At 35.7% G+C, this 17,184-nt stretch carries 13 protein-coding genes; 7 read left to right on the top strand and 6 right to left on the bottom strand.

Going from position 1 to position 17,184, the window contains the following annotated elements:
- Nucleotides 1-4 precede the first annotated feature (4 nt).
- The gene (locus M4I44_RS22035; RefSeq protein ID WP_249966125.1) at nt 5-1,075 is read right to left on the bottom strand and encodes a serine hydrolase; all 1,071 of its coding nucleotides are present in this window, start codon (nt 1,073-1,075) and stop codon (nt 5-7) included.
- A gap of 263 nt (nt 1,076-1,338) precedes the next feature.
- Between M4I44_RS22035 and M4I44_RS22030 the strand changes: the two genes are divergently transcribed.
- Entirely contained in the window at nt 1,339-1,779 is a 441-nt protein-coding gene (locus tag M4I44_RS22030) for a hypothetical protein (protein ID WP_017495183.1), read from the top strand.
- A complete protein-coding gene (locus M4I44_RS22025) occupies nt 1,760-2,056 on the top strand; it encodes a DUF721 domain-containing protein (protein ID WP_017495184.1) in 297 nt (98 codons plus the stop codon). The genes M4I44_RS22030 and M4I44_RS22025 overlap by 20 nt, the downstream gene beginning before the upstream one ends.
- A gap of 150 nt (nt 2,057-2,206) precedes the next feature.
- Here M4I44_RS22025 and M4I44_RS22020 read toward each other — a convergent pair whose 3' ends face one another.
- The 3 genes from M4I44_RS22020 to bshC all read right to left on the bottom strand — a co-directional run bounded on the left by M4I44_RS22020 (nt 2,207) and on the right by bshC (nt 5,808).
- Nucleotides 2,207-2,626, bottom strand: a complete 420-nt coding sequence (locus M4I44_RS22020) for a nucleoside-diphosphate kinase (RefSeq protein WP_017495185.1) — start codon at nt 2,624-2,626, stop codon at nt 2,207-2,209.
- 212 nt (nt 2,627-2,838) lie between these two features.
- Nucleotides 2,839-4,110, bottom strand: coding sequence for an acyltransferase family protein (locus tag M4I44_RS22015; RefSeq protein ID WP_249966124.1), 1,272 nt, complete (start codon nt 4,108-4,110; stop codon nt 2,839-2,841).
- A gap of 108 nt (nt 4,111-4,218) precedes the next feature.
- A complete protein-coding gene (bshC, locus tag M4I44_RS22010) occupies nt 4,219-5,808 on the bottom strand; it encodes a bacillithiol biosynthesis cysteine-adding enzyme BshC (RefSeq protein WP_249966123.1) in 1,590 nt (529 codons plus the stop codon).
- Nucleotides 5,809-6,151: 343 nt separating this feature from the next.
- Here bshC and M4I44_RS22005 point away from each other — a divergent pair, with 343 nt between their 5' ends.
- The 4 genes from M4I44_RS22005 to M4I44_RS21990 all read left to right on the top strand — a co-directional run bounded on the left by M4I44_RS22005 (nt 6,152) and on the right by M4I44_RS21990 (nt 9,889).
- Nucleotides 6,152-7,429, top strand: coding sequence for an MFS transporter (locus tag M4I44_RS22005; protein WP_249966122.1), 1,278 nt, complete (start codon nt 6,152-6,154; stop codon nt 7,427-7,429).
- Between the two features lie 108 nt (nt 7,430-7,537).
- Nucleotides 7,538-7,792 carry an autorepressor SdpR family transcription factor gene (locus M4I44_RS22000; RefSeq protein ID WP_070907456.1) on the top strand — a complete coding sequence of 85 codons (255 nt, stop codon included), beginning with the start codon at nt 7,538-7,540 and terminating at the stop codon, nt 7,790-7,792.
- 3 nt (nt 7,793-7,795) lie between these two features.
- Nucleotides 7,796-8,458: an SdpI family protein gene (locus M4I44_RS21995; RefSeq protein WP_249966121.1), complete on the top strand. Its 663-nt coding sequence runs from the start codon at nt 7,796-7,798 to the stop codon at nt 8,456-8,458.
- Nucleotides 8,459-8,512: 54 nt separating this feature from the next.
- Nucleotides 8,513-9,889: a S9 family peptidase gene (locus M4I44_RS21990; protein WP_249966120.1), complete on the top strand. Its 1,377-nt coding sequence runs from the start codon at nt 8,513-8,515 to the stop codon at nt 9,887-9,889.
- A 41-nt stretch (nt 9,890-9,930) separates the two neighbouring features.
- On the opposite strand, the gene M4I44_RS21985 is transcribed toward M4I44_RS21990, so the two are convergent.
- On the bottom strand, nt 9,931-14,007 hold the full coding sequence (locus tag M4I44_RS21985) for a T9SS type B sorting domain-containing protein (RefSeq protein ID WP_249966119.1): 4,077 nt from the start codon (nt 14,005-14,007) through the stop codon (nt 9,931-9,933).
- A 136-nt stretch (nt 14,008-14,143) separates the two neighbouring features.
- Between M4I44_RS21985 and M4I44_RS21980 the strand changes: the two genes are divergently transcribed.
- The gene (locus M4I44_RS21980) at nt 14,144-16,378 is read left to right on the top strand and encodes a radical SAM protein (protein WP_249966118.1); all 2,235 of its coding nucleotides are present in this window, start codon (nt 14,144-14,146) and stop codon (nt 16,376-16,378) included.
- Nucleotides 16,379-16,402: 24 nt separating this feature from the next.
- Here the strand turns inward: M4I44_RS21980 and M4I44_RS21975 are convergent, their stop codons facing one another.
- The gene (locus M4I44_RS21975; protein ID WP_017495195.1) at nt 16,403-17,167 is read right to left on the bottom strand and encodes an MBL fold metallo-hydrolase; all 765 of its coding nucleotides are present in this window, start codon (nt 17,165-17,167) and stop codon (nt 16,403-16,405) included.
- Between the last annotated feature and the right edge of the window lie 17 nt (nt 17,168-17,184).

Here is a 17,184-nt window from a genome sequence, read left to right as displayed (position 1 = left end):
TTTATTACTGATACAAAGCATTAATCTTCTCCCATAAAGTTTTGTCAAAATCAGATAAGGCCAGATTAACACTGTCCGCAGCATCTCCCATTCTGATGACTACCATTTTTTTACTGGGTATGACATATATTTTTTGGTCATTTTTACCTAAGGCCATAAATATATCGGTTGGTCCGCTTGGGATTATACTTCCCTGAAAAGTAAGTTGTGATTGAGGTAAATGATAAGAACTTTTTCCGTTCAGCCACCATAGATAACCGTATCCTAAATTGATATTCTGAGAAGTTGAGGTGGCCTCATTAAAATATGCCTCGTTGAGTATTGTGTTATTTTCCCATTTTCCTTTGTTCAGCATTAAAAGTCCAAAACGCGCCATACTTCTGGAGGTGCTGGTGTAAACACTATTGGCGCCAATTTGTACCCAATTTCCATTCATCCCGATTTTATCTCTTAATTTGGTGTTGAAATAATTTTCCCAGCTTTGCCCGCTTGCTTTTGCAACAACATCTTGTAGTTTTACATAAACATTATGATAGGCCCATCTTATTCCGGCGTCGGCTTTATAGACTAGATTAGCGGGATTGACATCGTCTGTGCTGTCATCCAGCCCGGAAGTCATAGTCAGTAAATGTTTACAGGTAATTAAATTTTCTTTGGGTAAAGTTTCACTTGTCCATCCTTCTCCCAAATATTGAGAAACTTTATTATTGATATTCAGTAAATTTTCTTGTTGGGCAATTCCTGTAACAGTAGAGGTTAACGTTTTTCCGGCGCTGGCCCAATACCAATTGGTAGTTGCTGTATGCTCGTTAAAATAGTTTTCTAAAACAATTCGCCCGTTGACCAGTATAATGAACGACTTGGAATGTTTTAGTTCCAGATAATCTAAAAGCGGCTGAACAGCAGCCTGATTCCATTTAAGATCAGCGATTGACTTTGTTTCCCAGTTTGTTCCGGTTATTGGAGGGAAATACATGTTTTCTGCGGGAACTGTAATTGGTTCTGATTCAGACGAATCTTTGCTGCAGCCTGTTAAGAGGATAGCAATCAGTATGGTGTAAATAGCTTTGGTCATGTTTTTTTATTTTGGTTTGGGGTTTGACCAGAAAGATATAAAATAGTTTAAATGGTTTTGTGATTTTTTGCTTCTTATGAGGTTTTTAAGTTAACTTTGTAGGTTCATCTTTCTTTTGAAAAGAGAAATTTCAGTCCGCTGGAAAACATTGTTTTTTTGGGTACTATTTACTGTAAAAATGAAGGGACATAGCGGATAATTGTTTTTTTGGACGGAGATTTTTCAAGGAGAAAAGAGAAGAATAGAATTTTAAAAATTATAGTATGAAAAACACTTTTATGATTTTGGTTTTATCGCTTTTGTTAGTAAGCTGTAAACAAGAAATTAAACCTGCTGATATTGCAAAACTGAATGGTTATTGGGAAATTGAGAAAGTAGTTTTTGATAAAGGAGAGGACAAAGATTACGGAATGAACGAAAATTTCGATTATTTCAATATTAAAGGAACTAAGGGGACACGTACCAAGGTGATGGCACAGTTGGATGGAACTTTTTTAACAACAGATACTTTTGAAGATGTATCGGTTCGATTTAAAGGAGATCAGGTTTTCCTCGATTATAAAACAGATTATGCAAAGTGGAGTGAAGAATTGATTTCAATTTCTGATGAGACTTTTGTAGTAAAGAACGATCAGAATAAAGAATATCATTATAAAAAAACCGGACCTGTAAATTTATTAAACGATGGCAAAAAGACTAAATAGTGAAAGCACGATTGGAGCTGTTTTGCAGCAGATTATCCAAGTGAATAAGTTAGGTGCCGGAATGGACCAGATTGATGTAAAAGAGGCCTGGAGGCAGTTGATGGGGAATGGTGTGAATACGTATACCAAAAATGTTGTTCTGAAAGGAAGTACATTGTATGTCGAGTTGGGATCGGCAGTTTTACGTGAAGAATTAAGCCACGGTAAAAGCAAGATTGTAAAAATGATCAACGAGGAGTTAGGTCGTGAGGTGGTTAAAGAAGTTGTTCTTCGTTAGACTTATTAGACTGGCTTAGATTTTTAGATGTTAGATTTTGGCTAGAATGTTATAAAAGAAAACCCGTTTCATTTGAAACGGGTTTTCTTTTATGCATTTTCTAAGATCTAAGAAGTCTAACATCTAAAAATCTAAGAAAGTCTAAAATTATTAGAATTGCTCTCTTCCTGCGAAGTGGAATGCGCCTTCGATAGCTGCATTTTCGTCGCTGTCAGAACCGTGTACTGCGTTTTCTCCGATTGAAGTAGCGTATGCTTTACGGATAGTTCCTTCAGCAGCTTCAGCTGGATTTGTAGCTCCAATTAAAGTTCTGAAATCTTCTACTGCATTGTCTTTTTCTAAAATTGCAGCAACAATTGGTCCGCGAGACATGAATTCAACTAATTCTCCGTAGAAAGGTCTTTCTGCGTGAACTGCGTAGAATGCTTGAGCATCAGCTACAGTAAGTTGAGTTAATTTTAATGAAACGATTTTGAAACCTCCATTAGTAATCATTGCTAAGATATTTCCGATGTGTCCGTTTTGAACTGCATCCGGCTTAATCATTGTAAAAGTTCTATTTGTTGCCATTTTATTGCTTATTTTTAATTTCGTGCAAAAGTATACTTTTTTTATGAATTGATTTTAATAAATTCATAATTAAAACTCTAACAGATGATGTTTTGGTAAAGAAAAATGAAAAATAGTGCGCTATGCGATGATGTCAATTTGTTTTGGAGTGAGGAAGAAAAAAAAGAGACGCGTTTTGCGTCTCTTGTAATCGAAATGGATATAGCTTATTTTTAAACTTTAAAAATCAGTTTGTTTTTGTAGAAAATCCATAATATAAAAGTCCAGATTCCAACATAAGTTAATGCTCCTGCTAACGAGGCTGTCATTGGATTGCTGAAGAAAGGAGCAATGCCGAATTGGTACAAATAATTTAAAAGATTGATCTGTTCTTCCGGATGATGCGGGTTCTTAAACTGGACCATCACTAAAGCCTGAGGGATGATCTGAGAGAAGAAAAATACAATCATCGGATTGACTCCCCAGATTAAAAACAATTTTAGACCCTTTTTGTAGGCTGCAATGTCAATGATGTAATATAGGAATGCTAAACAAGCAGTTGCCAGTCCTGTAGTGTATAAAACATAACTGCTGGTCCAAAGCGATTTGTTGATAGGGAAGAAGGCATTCCAGATTAACCCTCCAATGATTAAGGCAACACCTGTAGCTATCATTTTAACGGCTTTCTGCTTTTGTGTAATTTCGCGCTGTAAAATCTGACCAATCAATAAACCAATGATTCCGTTCACGATTGACGGAATGGTACTTAGAACTCCTTCAGGATCCCAGGTTATGGTTCCGCGATACATGTGTCCTTCAAGTAAAACACCATCGAGCCAAGAAGCTAGGTTGGTTTCTTTTTCTAAATTAGGCGCTCCTATTCCGGGAACGGGAATTAAAGTCATTATGGCCCAATAGCCCAGTAATAAAGTAATACCGGTTATGATCTGTGTTTTTTGAGTTGTTTTTAAATACAATAGAGAAACGACAAAATATACAATCGCAATTCGTTGTAAAACACCCGGTAATCGCACATCGTGGTAGGCTTCGATCCCGCTGTAAGCCAGAAACAGATAAACAAACAAAATTGAAAATGCCAGTATGTTTTTGATTTTCGAACTGAAATTACCCATCAAAGCATAGCCAACAGCCACAGTGATAATCAATCGGCCGATAAGAAGCGGAATTCCTTCAAGGCCGAAAAGCTGTATTTTTCCGAAATAATTAAAGAAAATCCCAAGACCGAGCATGCGTAGCGAACGAACCAGAATTTTGTTGAAGGTAGTGCTGTCCCAGTTTTTGGTTGGTATTGCCAGGGGTACTGCAACTCCCATAATGAAAATAAAAAACGGAAACACTAAGTCGGTTGGCGTACAGCCATGCCACTCGGAGTGTAGTAACGGGGCGTAGACATTTCCCCAATCTCCGGGGTTGTTTACAATAGTCATTAATAAAATAGTCAATCCTCTAAAGACATCTAATGATATCAGGCGCTCTCTGGTCATAATTTTGGTAAATAGGTTAATTTTTTTTTAAAGGTTACTATTTGGTTTGAGAGGCAATAATTTCAGAAGAGGTGGTTATTTATTCTGACGACTATTACTTTTTTATTTTTATATCGTGATAATATTAAAATTCGTTGCTAAAGGTTTTAAATTTTGTATTAAAAGAGGAATCAGGTTTTCTCCTTTTTCTAGATAAAATTCAGAAAAATTGGTTTGACGCTCCTGTAAACTCTGATTTGGAAACAATTCACATTGTAAATCAACAACACGTTGTATTTCCGAATCCAGTTTTCGTTTTTGTGCTTTCAATAATCTTTTCTCGAGATTGTCTAAGCCTTTCTTTTGCTTTACTTCCTGAGCTTTTACAGCTCCCGTGAAGGATTTGTCAGTTTGCTGTGCTAATTTGTAAAGATATTCAAATTGTTTGACCAGCATTTCTTTTTGTGGAGTTAAATCAATCGGAAAACCAGATAATTTATGTGTAATGGTATTTACTAAATCTGCGGGTTTAGTAAATAAATCTTTCCAGTGAAGTCCAAGTTTATCTGCTTTTTTAGCTTGTTTTTCGGTGCTTAAAAGTACTGAATTACGAACCAGTAACATGGGGAAAGTAATGTTCACAGCATCAAAAAAGGATTTTAATTCGAGCCAGTAAGCAATTTCTCCTCCGCCACCAATGTAGCATAAATTTGGAAGAATAATTTCCTGATACAACGGACGCATGATTACATTCGGACTGAATTTTTCGGGATTGCTTTCGAGTAGATTGAAAATTTCTTCTTTCGAAAATGATATTTTAGTATGGTTGACAACGTATCGGTCTTTTTCTAATATAATTCGCTCACGCAGTTGGTCTTCAATGTAAAACAGATTGATCTCACGAGGATTTACCTGAATGGTGTAATCATTAAATTTTGAGATTGTTTCCTGAACCGCTTTGAAAGCCGTTTGCTGTTCTAATTCTTCCTTAACATACGGAATGAAAGCGCGTTTTAAATCTGCTGAATCTGCGTCTAAAATCACTAAACCGTATGATTCGAATAAGCTGTTTGCCAGAAAACGTGTGGCATTGGCAAGATTTTCATGCTTAAGATAGGCTTCTTCAAAGAGTTTTTTTAAGAAGTTGGCATTTGTGCTTGAGCCCAAATCTTTGGAGTAGATTTCAAAAAAATCTTCTAAACCTTCTGTCGAAAGTCTTCCAACCGGACCGGTGCTTTCTTTGTTCCAGCGGAACTTTTTTCCTTTAAAATTAAAATAGTTAATCTCTTCAAAATCATGATCTTCAGTTGCCATCCAATAAACAGGAACAAAATTATGAGCAGGATATTTTGATTTCAGTTCCCTAGTGAGATTAATGGTCGAAATGATTTTGTATAAAAAATACAAAGGACCGCTAAACAGGTTTAGCTGGTGTCCGGTTGTGATCGTAAAAGTATTTGGGAGTGCTAAAAGCTCAATATTCTCTTTTGTTGAATTTGAAACTTGAATGTTTTGATATTGCTTTTTTAGCGTCTCAACAAGAGGAATACGGTTTGCATGGTCGAAATTAGCCTGCTTGTCAAGGATTTGTTTCTCAAAGTTTTCAAGCGTAGGAAAGTGATTGTACAGTGATTGTAATTCGGGTTTTTGATCTAAATAATCTTGTATCAATTTAGAGAAATATCCTGAGTTTTGGTAGCTGATACAGTCGGTAGGCATAGTTTTAGGTTTATTTTTGATAGCTGTAAATTTAATCAAAATATGTACTTAAATCCTTTTTTAACGAATGCTTAAGATTTGATTTTTACGCTTTGAATTAAGTGGTTGTAAATCAGTATCTTGGTTTTATTGCCTCTTTTTTAATTGTAAGAAATGTTTTGTGAATGATTAGAAGGATTGATTTGCTATTTTTGTTAAAATTTTGAGAGTAATTTAAAAGTATTGTTTGGATATATGTGTTATTAATAATTAAATTCTATTTTTGCAAACAAATATTTGTTGTGCAGAAGAAGCTGATTTATTTTTTGCAATAATAGTTAAAAGAAAACAATAGTAAAGCCGAATGAAAAATAACCCGAAACAGAAGAACTCCTTAAAACATGTTCTCTTTGGTTCCTTGATTGGAACCACCATAGAATTTTTTGATTTCTATATTTATGCCAATGCTGCTGTATTGGTTTTTCCACAACTATTTTTCCCCGGTTCAGACCCGACTATGGCAACTTTGGAATCTTTAGCTACGTTTTCAATTGCTTTTTTATCACGTCCATTAGGTTCCGCTTTTTTTGGACATTATGGAGATAAAATCGGGCGTAAATTTACTCTGGTGGCAGCATTATTAACGATGGGTATTTCAACAGTTACGATCGGATTTTTACCCGGTTATGCCAGTATTGGTGTTGCTGCTCCTTTATTGTTAATGCTGTGCCGATTTGGGCAAGGTGTGGGTTTAGGAGGCGAGTGGGGTGGTGCTGTTTTATTGGCAATCGAAAATGCACCTCCGGATAAACGTGCCTGGTACGGAATGTTTCCACAATTGGGCGCTCCTATTGGATTGCTGCTTTCGGGTGGAACTTTTTTAATTCTGACAGACACCATGACCAATGAAAACTTTATGGATTATGGCTGGAGAATTCCTTTCATAGCAAGTTCGCTTTTGGTTGTTGTGGGATTTTATATCCGAACAAAAATTACCGAAACACCTTCATTTGAGAATGCTAAAAAAGAAAAGGAAGAAGTTAAAGTTCCTTTTTTAACTTTGATTAAATCGTATCGAAATCAATTGATTTTTGGAACATTGTCGGCTGTTACCACCTTTTTGGTTTTTTACCTGATGACCGTTTTTACTTTAAGCTGGATCACTTCAGATTTAGGGATTACCAAAAGAGATGCATTATTGGTTCAGCTGTTCTCTGTTTTGTTTTTTGCACTTTTTATTCCGGTTTCGGCAGTTGTTGCCGATAAGATCGGACGACGTAAAATGTTAATTATTGCGACCGCAGCCATAGCGCTTTTCGGGTTTTTGTTTTCTTCTTTTTTAAGCAAAGGAAATATCATTCTAATTACCACCTTTGCCTGTACCGGAATGGCTCTGATGGGATTCACTTATGGGCCTTTAGGAACTTTCCTTTCGGAATTATTTCCAACAAATGTGCGTTATTCCGGAGCTTCCTTAACGTTTAATTTGGCAGGAATTCTTGGTGCGGCGTTTGCGCCTATGATCGCCATTTGGTTGGCCAGTACTTACGGTTTAAGTTATGTTGGTTTTTATCTGACCGGAGCTGCCTTAATTTCGTTGGTTTCCTTTTTAGTGGTTTCTAAAAAAGTGCATCAGTTTTAAGATCCAATCAAAATATTAAATTCTCTAAAGAGGCTATGATTTAAAATTATAGTCTCTTTTTTTTGCTAATTAGAAAAGTATTTAGATATTTGTCTAAATATATAAATGATGAATGACATTTTTAAAGCCCTTAATGATGCAACGCGAAGAGAAATTCTGGAGCTTTTAAAGCATAAGGATATGTCTGCCGGAGAAATTGCAGATGCTTTTAATATATCAAAACCCAGTATTTCGCATCATCTAGATATTTTAAAACGTGCCGATTTGATTACTTCTGAAAAAACCGGGCAATTTATTATCTACTCCATCAATACCACCATTATGGAAGATGTTTTGCAATGGATATTAACTTTTAAAAAATAAAAAATGAATTTAGAATTGAAAAAAGAGCTTCCAATTATTGGAATTGTTATGATTCCGTATGTATACTTAGCATTTATCTGGAACAGTCTTCCTGAAAGAGTTCCAATTCACTGGAACATGAACGGTCAAATTGACGATTGGGGAAGTAAAGTTTTTTTGATTGTATTGGTTTTTCTGTTACCGGTTCTGACTTATGCAATAATGTCTTCAGCTGCACTACTTGATCCTAAAAAAAGACTTTCTTTAATGGGAAAAAAGTTTTATCAGTTGAAATTTTTCATGGTTCTGTTTATGTCTTTACTGGCGTTATTTCTTTTATATGTTACAAAAAATCAATCTGTTTCAAACCCAAATTTGATTTATGTTTTAGCGGGAATTTTAATTATGGTTTTGGGAAACTATTTCAAAGTAATTCAGCCCAATTATTTTATTGGAATTCGCACACCATGGACCCTCGAGAATCAGGAAGTTTGGAAGGCTACACATGCATTTGCAGGTAAACTTTGGTTTGTGGGCGGGATTATCATCATTTTAGGAGGATTGATTTTTTCAGGTTTTGTTTTCTCAAAGGCCTTTGTCACAATCGGGATCGTTTTAGCTTTCGTGCCGGTAGCGTATTCTTTTATCAAATTCAAACAATTGGAGAAAAAACAAGGGAAGTTGTAATTCCTGATCATCAACAAAGCAATCTTATTTATTTATTTATTTATTTCAATAAAAATGATAAAAACAATACTCACTTTACTAGTAGCTTTAGCTTCTTATATAATGAATGGACAAGAAATTTCAGGGCAATGGAACGGACTTTTAAAAATACAGGGGACTCAACTTCGGGTTGTTTTTCATATTGCTAAAACAGAAACGGGATATATTTCTACAATGGATAGCCCGGATCAGGGAGCAATAGGAATTCCTGTTACAAAAACCTCTTTTGAGAATGCTGTTTTGAAATTAGAAATTGCTGCTATAAGAGGTTCTTATGAAGGAATTTTAAACAGTAATAATGTTGTTGTGGGAAAGCTTACACAAGCAGGAAAATCAGTTGACATCAACTTATCAAAAGAAATAACTCAGAAAGAAGTGTCTGCGAAACCTCAGGAGCCTGTAAAACCATATCCGTATTATACCGAAGATGTGAAATTTGAAAACAAGGTAGCCCATTTAACTCTTGCAGGAACATTATCTCTGCCTAAAAAGGAAGGAAACTTTCCGGCGGTAATTCTAATTACAGGTAGTGGGCCTCAAAATAGAGATGTAGAAGGCTTAGGGCATAAAACATTCTTAGTATTATCGGATTATTTGACTCAAAAAGGAATTGCTGTTTTGCGTTTTGACGATCGAGGCGTTGGTGAATCTACGGGAGATTTTTCGAGTGCAACAACATTTGATTTTGCAGAAGATGTTCAGGCAGGAGTAGAGTATTTAAAAACAAGAAAAGAAATTAATAAAAGTAAAATAGGCTTGATAGGGCATAGTGAAGGCGGAATAATAGCTCCGATCGTTGCGGGAAATTCAAGAGATATTGATTTTATTGTTTTATTAGCCGGTCCCGGACTTAAAGGGGACAAGTTACTCTTGCTGCAAAAAGAATTAATTGAGCAACAAAGCGGAATGCCTGAAGACGAAATTCAAAAAGGTCAGGAGATTTTTAGAGGTGCTTATGATATTTTATTGGCTTCTTCTGTTTTTGACGATACTTTTAAAAATAAAATTACGAGTTATTTCAAATTTAAATTTCCAGGTTCCAAAAATGATGCTATGGCAAAATACTGTGCTGATTTCATCAATAATATTTGGTTTTATAATTTTATAAAGATCGATCCGGCTTCTATTTTAGAAAAAGTAAAATGTCCTGTTTTAGCACTTAACGGAGGTAAAGATGTACAGGTTCCGGCCGAAGTAAATTTAGAAGTTATAAAAAAGACTCTACTGAAATCAGGGAATAAAAAAGTGACTGCTAAAATTTTGCCTGATATGAATCATTTGTTTCAGGAATGTAAAACCGGTTCGCCAAATGAATATGAGAAAATAGAACAAACATTTTCTCCAATTGCGTTAGACGCAATTTCTAGTTGGATTTTGCCGCAGGTAAAATAATTATAACATAGAAAAGCCCTTTCACTGAAGGGCTTTTCTATTTATCGTTTCAAAGTAAAATGACCTCGGTATTCCTTACCGTTGGAACGAGTAGCTGTAAACCAATAATCTGAAGTAGGTTCATTTTTACCGAGGTACGTTCCGTCCCAATAGGTATCCTTAGTTAGTTCTTTAATGAATTTTCCGTAACGGTTAAATATTTGAATCACTGTATTAGGTGCCAGATATCCAAAATCTATTGTCCAGGTATCATTATAGCCATCATTATTTGGAGTAAAAAAGTTAGGAAAAGGAAGTTCTTCAACTAAGTGGATACAGTTTTGATTCGTTGCTTCAAGAATATTTATAACAACTGAAATTCGGTCGCTTTCACAATTCGCAATGGTTTGAGAGGCGTAGTAGGTCATGCCATTTTTAAGCGGAGTTGATTCTAATAACGTTACAGTAGAAACGTTATTTTCAAACCATTTTATATTTTGTCCAACAATATTAATGTCTTTTATGGAAGCATTCTGCTGGAAACAGAACGTTTGTCGGGAATCAGCTATTGGTTTTTGAGTATCCTGTATTTTTACGGTGATGGCAAGTTTTTCGCTTTCACAATTGTTTAGTGTTTGTGAAGCATAATAAATGCGATTTTGTAATAGGGAAGTTCCTGGTAGAATACTTCCATTCGTTGCTGCATCATACCATTTAATAGCTGAACCGGAGATAGCAAGATTGGCAATGGTAGCATTTTCATCGATACAGAATTGTTGATTGCTATTCCCCGTGGGTAAAGCAGTGTCATTAACCTGAACTAAAATTGGAGTTCTGTCACTCTCACATCCAATAGTTTGTGATGCATAATAGGTCTTATTTTCCAATAAAGTTGTATTGGGTAAAGCGCCAGCTGAGAAACTCGTGTCGTACCATTTTATATTTTGCCCGATAATTTGAATTTCTTTTAGAGTGGCATTCTCGCTTTTACAAAATTGTGGATTGGCATTTCCTGTTGGTGCAGAAGGCGTACTTACGATTGAAACTGTAACTCCAAATCGCGGGCTTTCGCAGCCGTTGATAGTCTGAGAGGCATAGTAGGTTTTTCCGTCAGTTAAATTTGTTGTTTCAACTAACAAAGAGCCATTATGTAACGAATCGTACCATTTTACGGCATTTCCATTTGTTTGAATATTAGCAATCGTTGGATTCTGACCTGTACAAAAAGGCTGATTTGCATCCCCTGTTGGAGCTGCCGTATTTTGAATGTTAACAGTAACAGGAATTCTTTCGCTTTCACAACCGTTAATCGTTTGAGTTGCATAATAGGTTAGCCCATTTTGAAGTAAAGTTGTATTTGATAAAAGTGTTCCGGCTGTCTGGGCGTCATACCATTTGATGTTGTTTCCGGCAATTTGAATACTGGCTAAGGTTGCATTTTGCTGGATACAGAAAGTTTGTGGTGAGTCTGCGATGGGAAGTGGTTGATTAGTAATTTTTACCGTTTGGTTTTGCGTTGATGAATTTCCGTTTCCGTCATTATAATTCCATACAATTGAGTAAGTTCCAGGAAAACTGTAAGAAAGTGGGGCGGTTGTTGTACCTGTAATTGTACCTGCACATGTATCTGTAGCAGTTGGTATTGTATTTATCAACGTATTACAATCTCCAGTTATAATTGGTAATGTTAGTATATTGGGAACTGGAGCTTCAATGTCTCCAATAATAACAGTAATTTTTTTAGTATCATCGCAATCCCCACCTCCAAGAATTGTACAATTATAGTCTCCACTATTTGCTCTCGTTACATTTGTAATTGTTGGATTTTGATCTGTAGATGTGAATCCGTTTGGACCGGTCCATGAATAAGTGGTTCCCCCGGAAGCTTTAAGTTCAAGTAATTTCCCGATACATATTGGAGAATTTGAGGATGCAGTTGTTATTGAATTACAATCTTTAAATTTTACTAAAAAAGCATCTCCGGTATTTAAAGTGTAAAAATTAGTATCTGGATATAAATTTTGTTGGTACGTTCCTGCTGTAGCAATACCGGTTTTACTATTTGTTATTCCAGATAGATAAATATTAGAATGGTTATCAACTTCAGTTATAAAAGCATTATCTGCCCCTTCTCCACCAAAGTAGGTGGCCCACTCCCTTTGTCCAGTAGTGTTAAATTTTACTAAGTAAGAACGCCCTCCGGTACTTTGATAAACATTTGGAGTAGGGAGAAAGCCACTTTCAACTCTTCCTGTGAAATAAATAGAGCCATTTTTCGTAACAGATCCCCCTAATGTTTCTGGAAAAAAATACGTCCCCCATAATTTAGAACCATTAGTATCAAACTTAAAAATACAACCACTTCTTTTAGTAAGGGAGCTTTGAATATAATTTTCTTGAAAAACCCCTGGCGTACTTATGTTTGATGTACTTTCAGTTTCGCCAAAACAATATGCATTGTTAAAAGAATCTATTTTAAGAGTAACAAAATACTCTGCTTTTTTGCCTCCAAAATAAGTTCCCCAAATTCGATTTCCATTGAGGTCAAACTTTACAAGAAAGCCATCAGGTTCAGAACTTGAAATTAATTCCTGATGAGTATTTGAGGTTGCAATGTTGTCATTACTATGAGTTATTCCTAAAAAAAGGATATGGCCATTTGAATCTAATTCCGAATCAAAAAATGCGTCCTTATTGCTACCTCCATAATAAGTTCCCCATTCTCGAACACCATTAGATGAAAATTTCGCAATAAATGCATCTACATAAAGATTACCAAAGGGTGATAGATTACTATTTATACTTGGTTGATAAGAACCAATCGTTCCTATGTTTGTACTACTGTCTGTTTCTCCAGAAATAAAGAGATTTTCGTTAGGATCAATTGTTAAACCTTGAATGGCATCGTAATCTTGTCCGCCATAGTAGGTAGCCCATTTTCTCATTCCATTGCTGTCGAATTTAGCTAAAAAACCATCATATGAATTGTAAAGGGGGTGACCTGGATTCGGTTGATGGCTACCTGGTGTGGAAATATTAGTTCTGCTTAACGTGTATCCGGCAATATAAATATTATCATTGTTTGAAACTTTTATTTTTCTTATTACATCTGCATAAAGTCCTCCAAAATATGTTCCCCAAACTCTCGTGCCATCAGAATTTAGTTTGGTAAAAAAGGCATCATAGTCCCATGTTGAAATATTTATATTTTGATAGGCACCGGAAGAAGCTATATTATTAGTACTATAGGTTGCTCCTGCCATGTAAACAAAGCCATCTTTTGTAAATATTGAAGAGGCAGAATCGGTTTTTTCACCTCCATAATAAGTCCCCCAAAGTCTTACAGGTACAGGATCAATTACAATTGTTTTTCCATTAACAGGATTGGTTGAATCAAATCCATAAACATTTTTTTTAATTTTTCGATACCCAACTGCAATCTCTCTTTTACTATTTCCTTCTTCAATCCAGCTTGCCGGAAGTGTTTCTTCCATTTTTCCAAAACGAACATTCATTTGAATTTTATTATCAACTAAATCAGTTTCGGCACCATTAAATTTTAATTGTATATCGGAGATTTTTCCTTTTGGATGAATGATAAAATTGTATTCAACGACTTTTTTTGGATCATTTGGAATCGTAAAAACAACGTCAATATTTGGATAAATGTTTTTGTAGGTAATTTGTTTGAATTGATAAACGCCCGTAATTCCTTCCGGTTTATTAGGAACATTATAGTAATTGTCAAAATCTTTTGATTTTTGTTCTGTAATTACTTCAACTTTTGAATTTGAATGTACAAAATCAATGTCAATTCTGTGAAAAGTATATTCTACGTCAAATTCCGGATTTTCTTCATTATCTTTTTCGGGAATTAAATGCGGAAGTGTTTTGGCTGTTTTTGGAGTTTGTCGACGGGGAGTTTTTTTAACTTCGTATACATCATATGAAAAACCATTTTTCTTTAGCTGAACATTTAATCCAGTAGAGTTCAGTAAATACTTTACCTCAGTATTTGGTTTTCCTTTTTGATCGATAATCTGCCCTTTATTTTCTTTAAAACCAATGGATTGGTTTGTATTTTGGGAGAATAATTGAAAAGTAAATAAGAAAAAGTATAAAAGTAAGCGTTGTTCCATTTGAGTAATTTGAAAAGTGGTAAATGTAATTAAATATCTACAAAATAAAACTAAAAAGGCAAAATTCCATTCATCAAAATCTTTCCCTTAAAAAGTATCCAAATATCCCGTATTTTTGCAAAAAAATAAATTCCTTTTGAAAACAAAACTTTTTGTAATTACGCCACCTTTTACGCAACTGAATACCCCGTATCCGGCAACAGCGTATATAAAAGGTTTTCTGAATACTAAAAATATCGAATCGGTTCAGGCTGATTTGGGTATTGATGTGATTTTGGAACTGTTTTCGAAGAAGGGGTTAATTGATCTGTTTCTCTATTCTGAAAATCTTTTTAAAGATTTGTCCTCTCAAGCGGAGTCGAGGGAAGACATTTCAGATAATTCCAAACGTATTTTTGCATTACAGGACGAATACATCAAAACAATTGATGCAGTAATTCAGTTTCTGCAAGGGAAAAATCCAACTCTGGCCTTACAAATCTGTCAGGAAGATTTTCTGCCTGAGGCCTCCCGTTTTGCACAGTTGGAAGAATTGGATTGGGCTTTCGGAACCATGGGAACGCAGGATAAAGCCAAGCATCTTGCCACCCTTTATCTCGAGGATATTTCGGATTTTATTGTGGAATGTATCGATGAGAACTTTGGCTTCAGCCGATATGCCGAACGTTTAGGGAGAAGTGCCAATTCGTTTGATGAATTGTACGAAGCTTTACAGCAGGAACTAACCTATATCGATTCTATTTTAATTTCAATTTTAAAAGAAAAAATTGAAGCAGTTCAGCCTACATTTTTTCTGATATCGGTTCCTTTCCCGGGGAATTTGTATAGTGCTTTCAGATGTGCACAGTGGGTAAAACAATATCATCCGGAAATTAAAATTTCGATGGGCGGAGGTTTTCCCAATACCGAATTGCGTTCACTTTCGGATCAACGTGTTTTTGAGTTTTTTGATTTTATCACTCTCGATGACGGAGAAGTGCCAATTGAAGAACTTATTGAAAGCTTGTCTTCCCGAGCGGAGTCGAGGGAAGAGAAGCGATATAAAAGAACTTTTTTGCTGGAAAACGGAGAAGTAGTCTACAAAAACAATTCCTTAAAACACGATTATAAACAGTCACAGGTTGGAACTCCCGATTATTCGGATTTGCCTTTGGATAAATATATTTCGGTAATCGAAATTGTGAATCCCATGCACCGAATGTGGAGTGACGGACGCTGGAACAAACTTACTATGGCGCACGGTTGCTATTGGGGAAAATGTACCTTTTGTGATATCTCATTAGATTACATAAAAGTTTACGAGCCGGTCGCGGCAAATTTATTGTGCGATCGAATGGAAGAGATGATGCTGCAAACGGGGCAGAATGGATTTCATTTTGTAGATGAAGCAGCTCCGCCGGCACTGATGCGAGCTTTGGCTTTAGAAATTTTGCGTCGAAAATTAGCAGTAACGTGGTGGACCAATATTCGATTTGAAAAAAGTTTTTCGAAAGATTTGTGTTTATTGCTTAAAGCTTCGGGCTGTATTGCCGTTTCAGGAGGTTTAGAAGTGGCCTCAGACCGATTATTAAAGCTAATTGACAAAGGGGTAACAGTAGAACAGGTTGCAAGAGTAACCCGAAATTTTACCGAAGCCGGAATCATGGTTCATGCTTATTTGATGTACGGTTATCCAACTCAGACCATTCAGGAAACGGTGGATAGTCTCGAAATGGTGCGTCAGCTATTCGAAGCAGGGATTTTGCAGTCGGGATTTTGGCATCAGTTTGCGATGACAGCTCACAGTCCGGTTGGATTGTATCCGGAAAAATTTGGTGTCACAAAAGCAACGGAGGCTATCGGAACTTTTGCTAATAATGATATTGATTATACCGATTCTACAGGAATCAATCACGATAAATTTAGTTTTGGACTGAAGAAATCACTTTTTAATTTTATGCATGGAATCTGTTTTGATTACGAATTGCAGGATTGGTTTGATTTTAAAATTCCAAAGACTAAAATAGACCCCGACTTTATTTTTAATGCCCTTGAAGAAGGAAATGATTTCAATACAAAACCGAATGCAAAAGTTGTGTGGTTAGGCGGAAAGCCATTTGTGGAGCATTTCACAAAATCTAAAAAAGGAAGAAGCTGGGAAATGATGAGTTTTACTTTTCATGATAAAAAAGAAAGTTTCAACATTCAAACCAATAAAGAAGAAGGAGAATGGCTGGTTCAAATTTTAAGTAAAATGGCTATTTCAAATACTAAAAATTACACTTTTCAGGAAGTGAAGAATGATTTTGAAACTAATTTAGACGATTTCGAACTGTTCTGGTATTCCAAGCCCGTTAATACTTTGCGTGAGTTCGGATTATTGGTTTTGTAGTTTTTCTTTGTATTAAATGAAGGACTAGTATTCTACACAGGTACCGTCATTTGGAATCGAAACTTTATCTAAAAGATTATTATCCAGAAGCGCTTGTTTTAATGCTGTTCTTGTTGTCGGACAGTGATTTAAAGCTTCCAAATGATTGGCGAATACTTTTCCGGGAGCAAGTGCGGCAAATTTCAGAATATCGTTCATTCGCATCAATAAGGGCTGACCGAAATCTAATCTGGCAGTTCCACAGGCGACAACCGAAATGTCGGGTTTAAACTCAATTAGGACTTTTTGTACGTGTTCCGTAAAAATAGTATCAGAACTGATATAAATAGATTTTTGATTGGGTAATTCGATATGAAAGCCCATAACGTTTCCCATAAGTTTGGCAACAACCCCATAGCCATGAACGGCGGGTATTCCTGTTATTTTACCTCCAAGGAATTCCTGAGGTTCCCAATAGTTTAAGGTTTGTACGATGCTTAAACCTCTTTTCGATAGAGCACTTTGATCTTTGCTGCTGCAAATGACCGGAATACTTTTACGTCTTAAAAAAATCTCGCCCGCTTTATCGATATGGTCAGGGTGCAAGTGAGTAATAAGGCAGACGGTTACTTTACTCAAAATATCTCTACTGTTTTTGGGTAAAGCGATAAGTGGGTTTCTTTTGGGTTTGTAACGGAAAATAGTAAAAGGAGCAATCGTTTTCTTTTTCCCCAACATCGGATCAACCAATATAACATCGGTTTCAGTTTCTATAACTAAAGTGGCGTTACGTAAATGATGTAATTTCATATTGGAGGAAATAAGTA

Source organism: Flavobacterium sp. B183 (assembly GCF_023539155.1).
In the GTDB taxonomy this organism is placed as follows: Bacteria; Bacteroidota; Bacteroidia; order Flavobacteriales; family Flavobacteriaceae; genus Flavobacterium; species Flavobacterium tructae.
Note: the sequence above shows the minus strand (reverse complement) of the source record. Positions and strands in the feature narration are given on the sequence as shown.

What these genes read in the sequence shown, in the direction of transcription:
- M4I44_RS21995 (WP_249966121.1), top strand. Translation starts at nt 7,796, where the DNA reads ATGAATTTAGAATTGAAAAAAGAGCTTCCAATTATTGGAATTGTTATG.
- M4I44_RS22005 (WP_249966122.1), top strand. Translation starts at nt 6,152, where the DNA reads ATGAAAAATAACCCGAAACAGAAGAACTCCTTAAAACATGTTCTCTTT.
- M4I44_RS21985 (WP_249966119.1), bottom strand. Translation starts at nt 14,007, where the DNA reads ATGGAACAACGCTTACTTTTATACTTTTTCTTATTTACTTTTCAATTA.
- M4I44_RS21990 (WP_249966120.1), top strand. Translation starts at nt 8,513, where the DNA reads ATGATAAAAACAATACTCACTTTACTAGTAGCTTTAGCTTCTTATATA.
- M4I44_RS22000 (WP_070907456.1), top strand. Translation starts at nt 7,538, where the DNA reads ATGAATGACATTTTTAAAGCCCTTAATGATGCAACGCGAAGAGAAATT.
- M4I44_RS21975 (WP_017495195.1), bottom strand. Translation starts at nt 17,167, where the DNA reads ATGAAATTACATCATTTACGTAACGCCACTTTAGTTATAGAAACTGAA.
- M4I44_RS22035 (WP_249966125.1), bottom strand. Translation starts at nt 1,075, where the DNA reads ATGACCAAAGCTATTTACACCATACTGATTGCTATCCTCTTAACAGGC.
- bshC (WP_249966123.1), bottom strand. Translation starts at nt 5,808, where the DNA reads ATGCCTACCGACTGTATCAGCTACCAAAACTCAGGATATTTCTCTAAA.
- M4I44_RS22030 (WP_017495183.1), top strand. Translation starts at nt 1,339, where the DNA reads ATGAAAAACACTTTTATGATTTTGGTTTTATCGCTTTTGTTAGTAAGC.
- M4I44_RS22025 (WP_017495184.1), top strand. Translation starts at nt 1,760, where the DNA reads ATGGCAAAAAGACTAAATAGTGAAAGCACGATTGGAGCTGTTTTGCAG.
- M4I44_RS22015 (WP_249966124.1), bottom strand. Translation starts at nt 4,110, where the DNA reads ATGACCAGAGAGCGCCTGATATCATTAGATGTCTTTAGAGGATTGACT.
- M4I44_RS22020 (WP_017495185.1), bottom strand. Translation starts at nt 2,626, where the DNA reads ATGGCAACAAATAGAACTTTTACAATGATTAAGCCGGATGCAGTTCAA.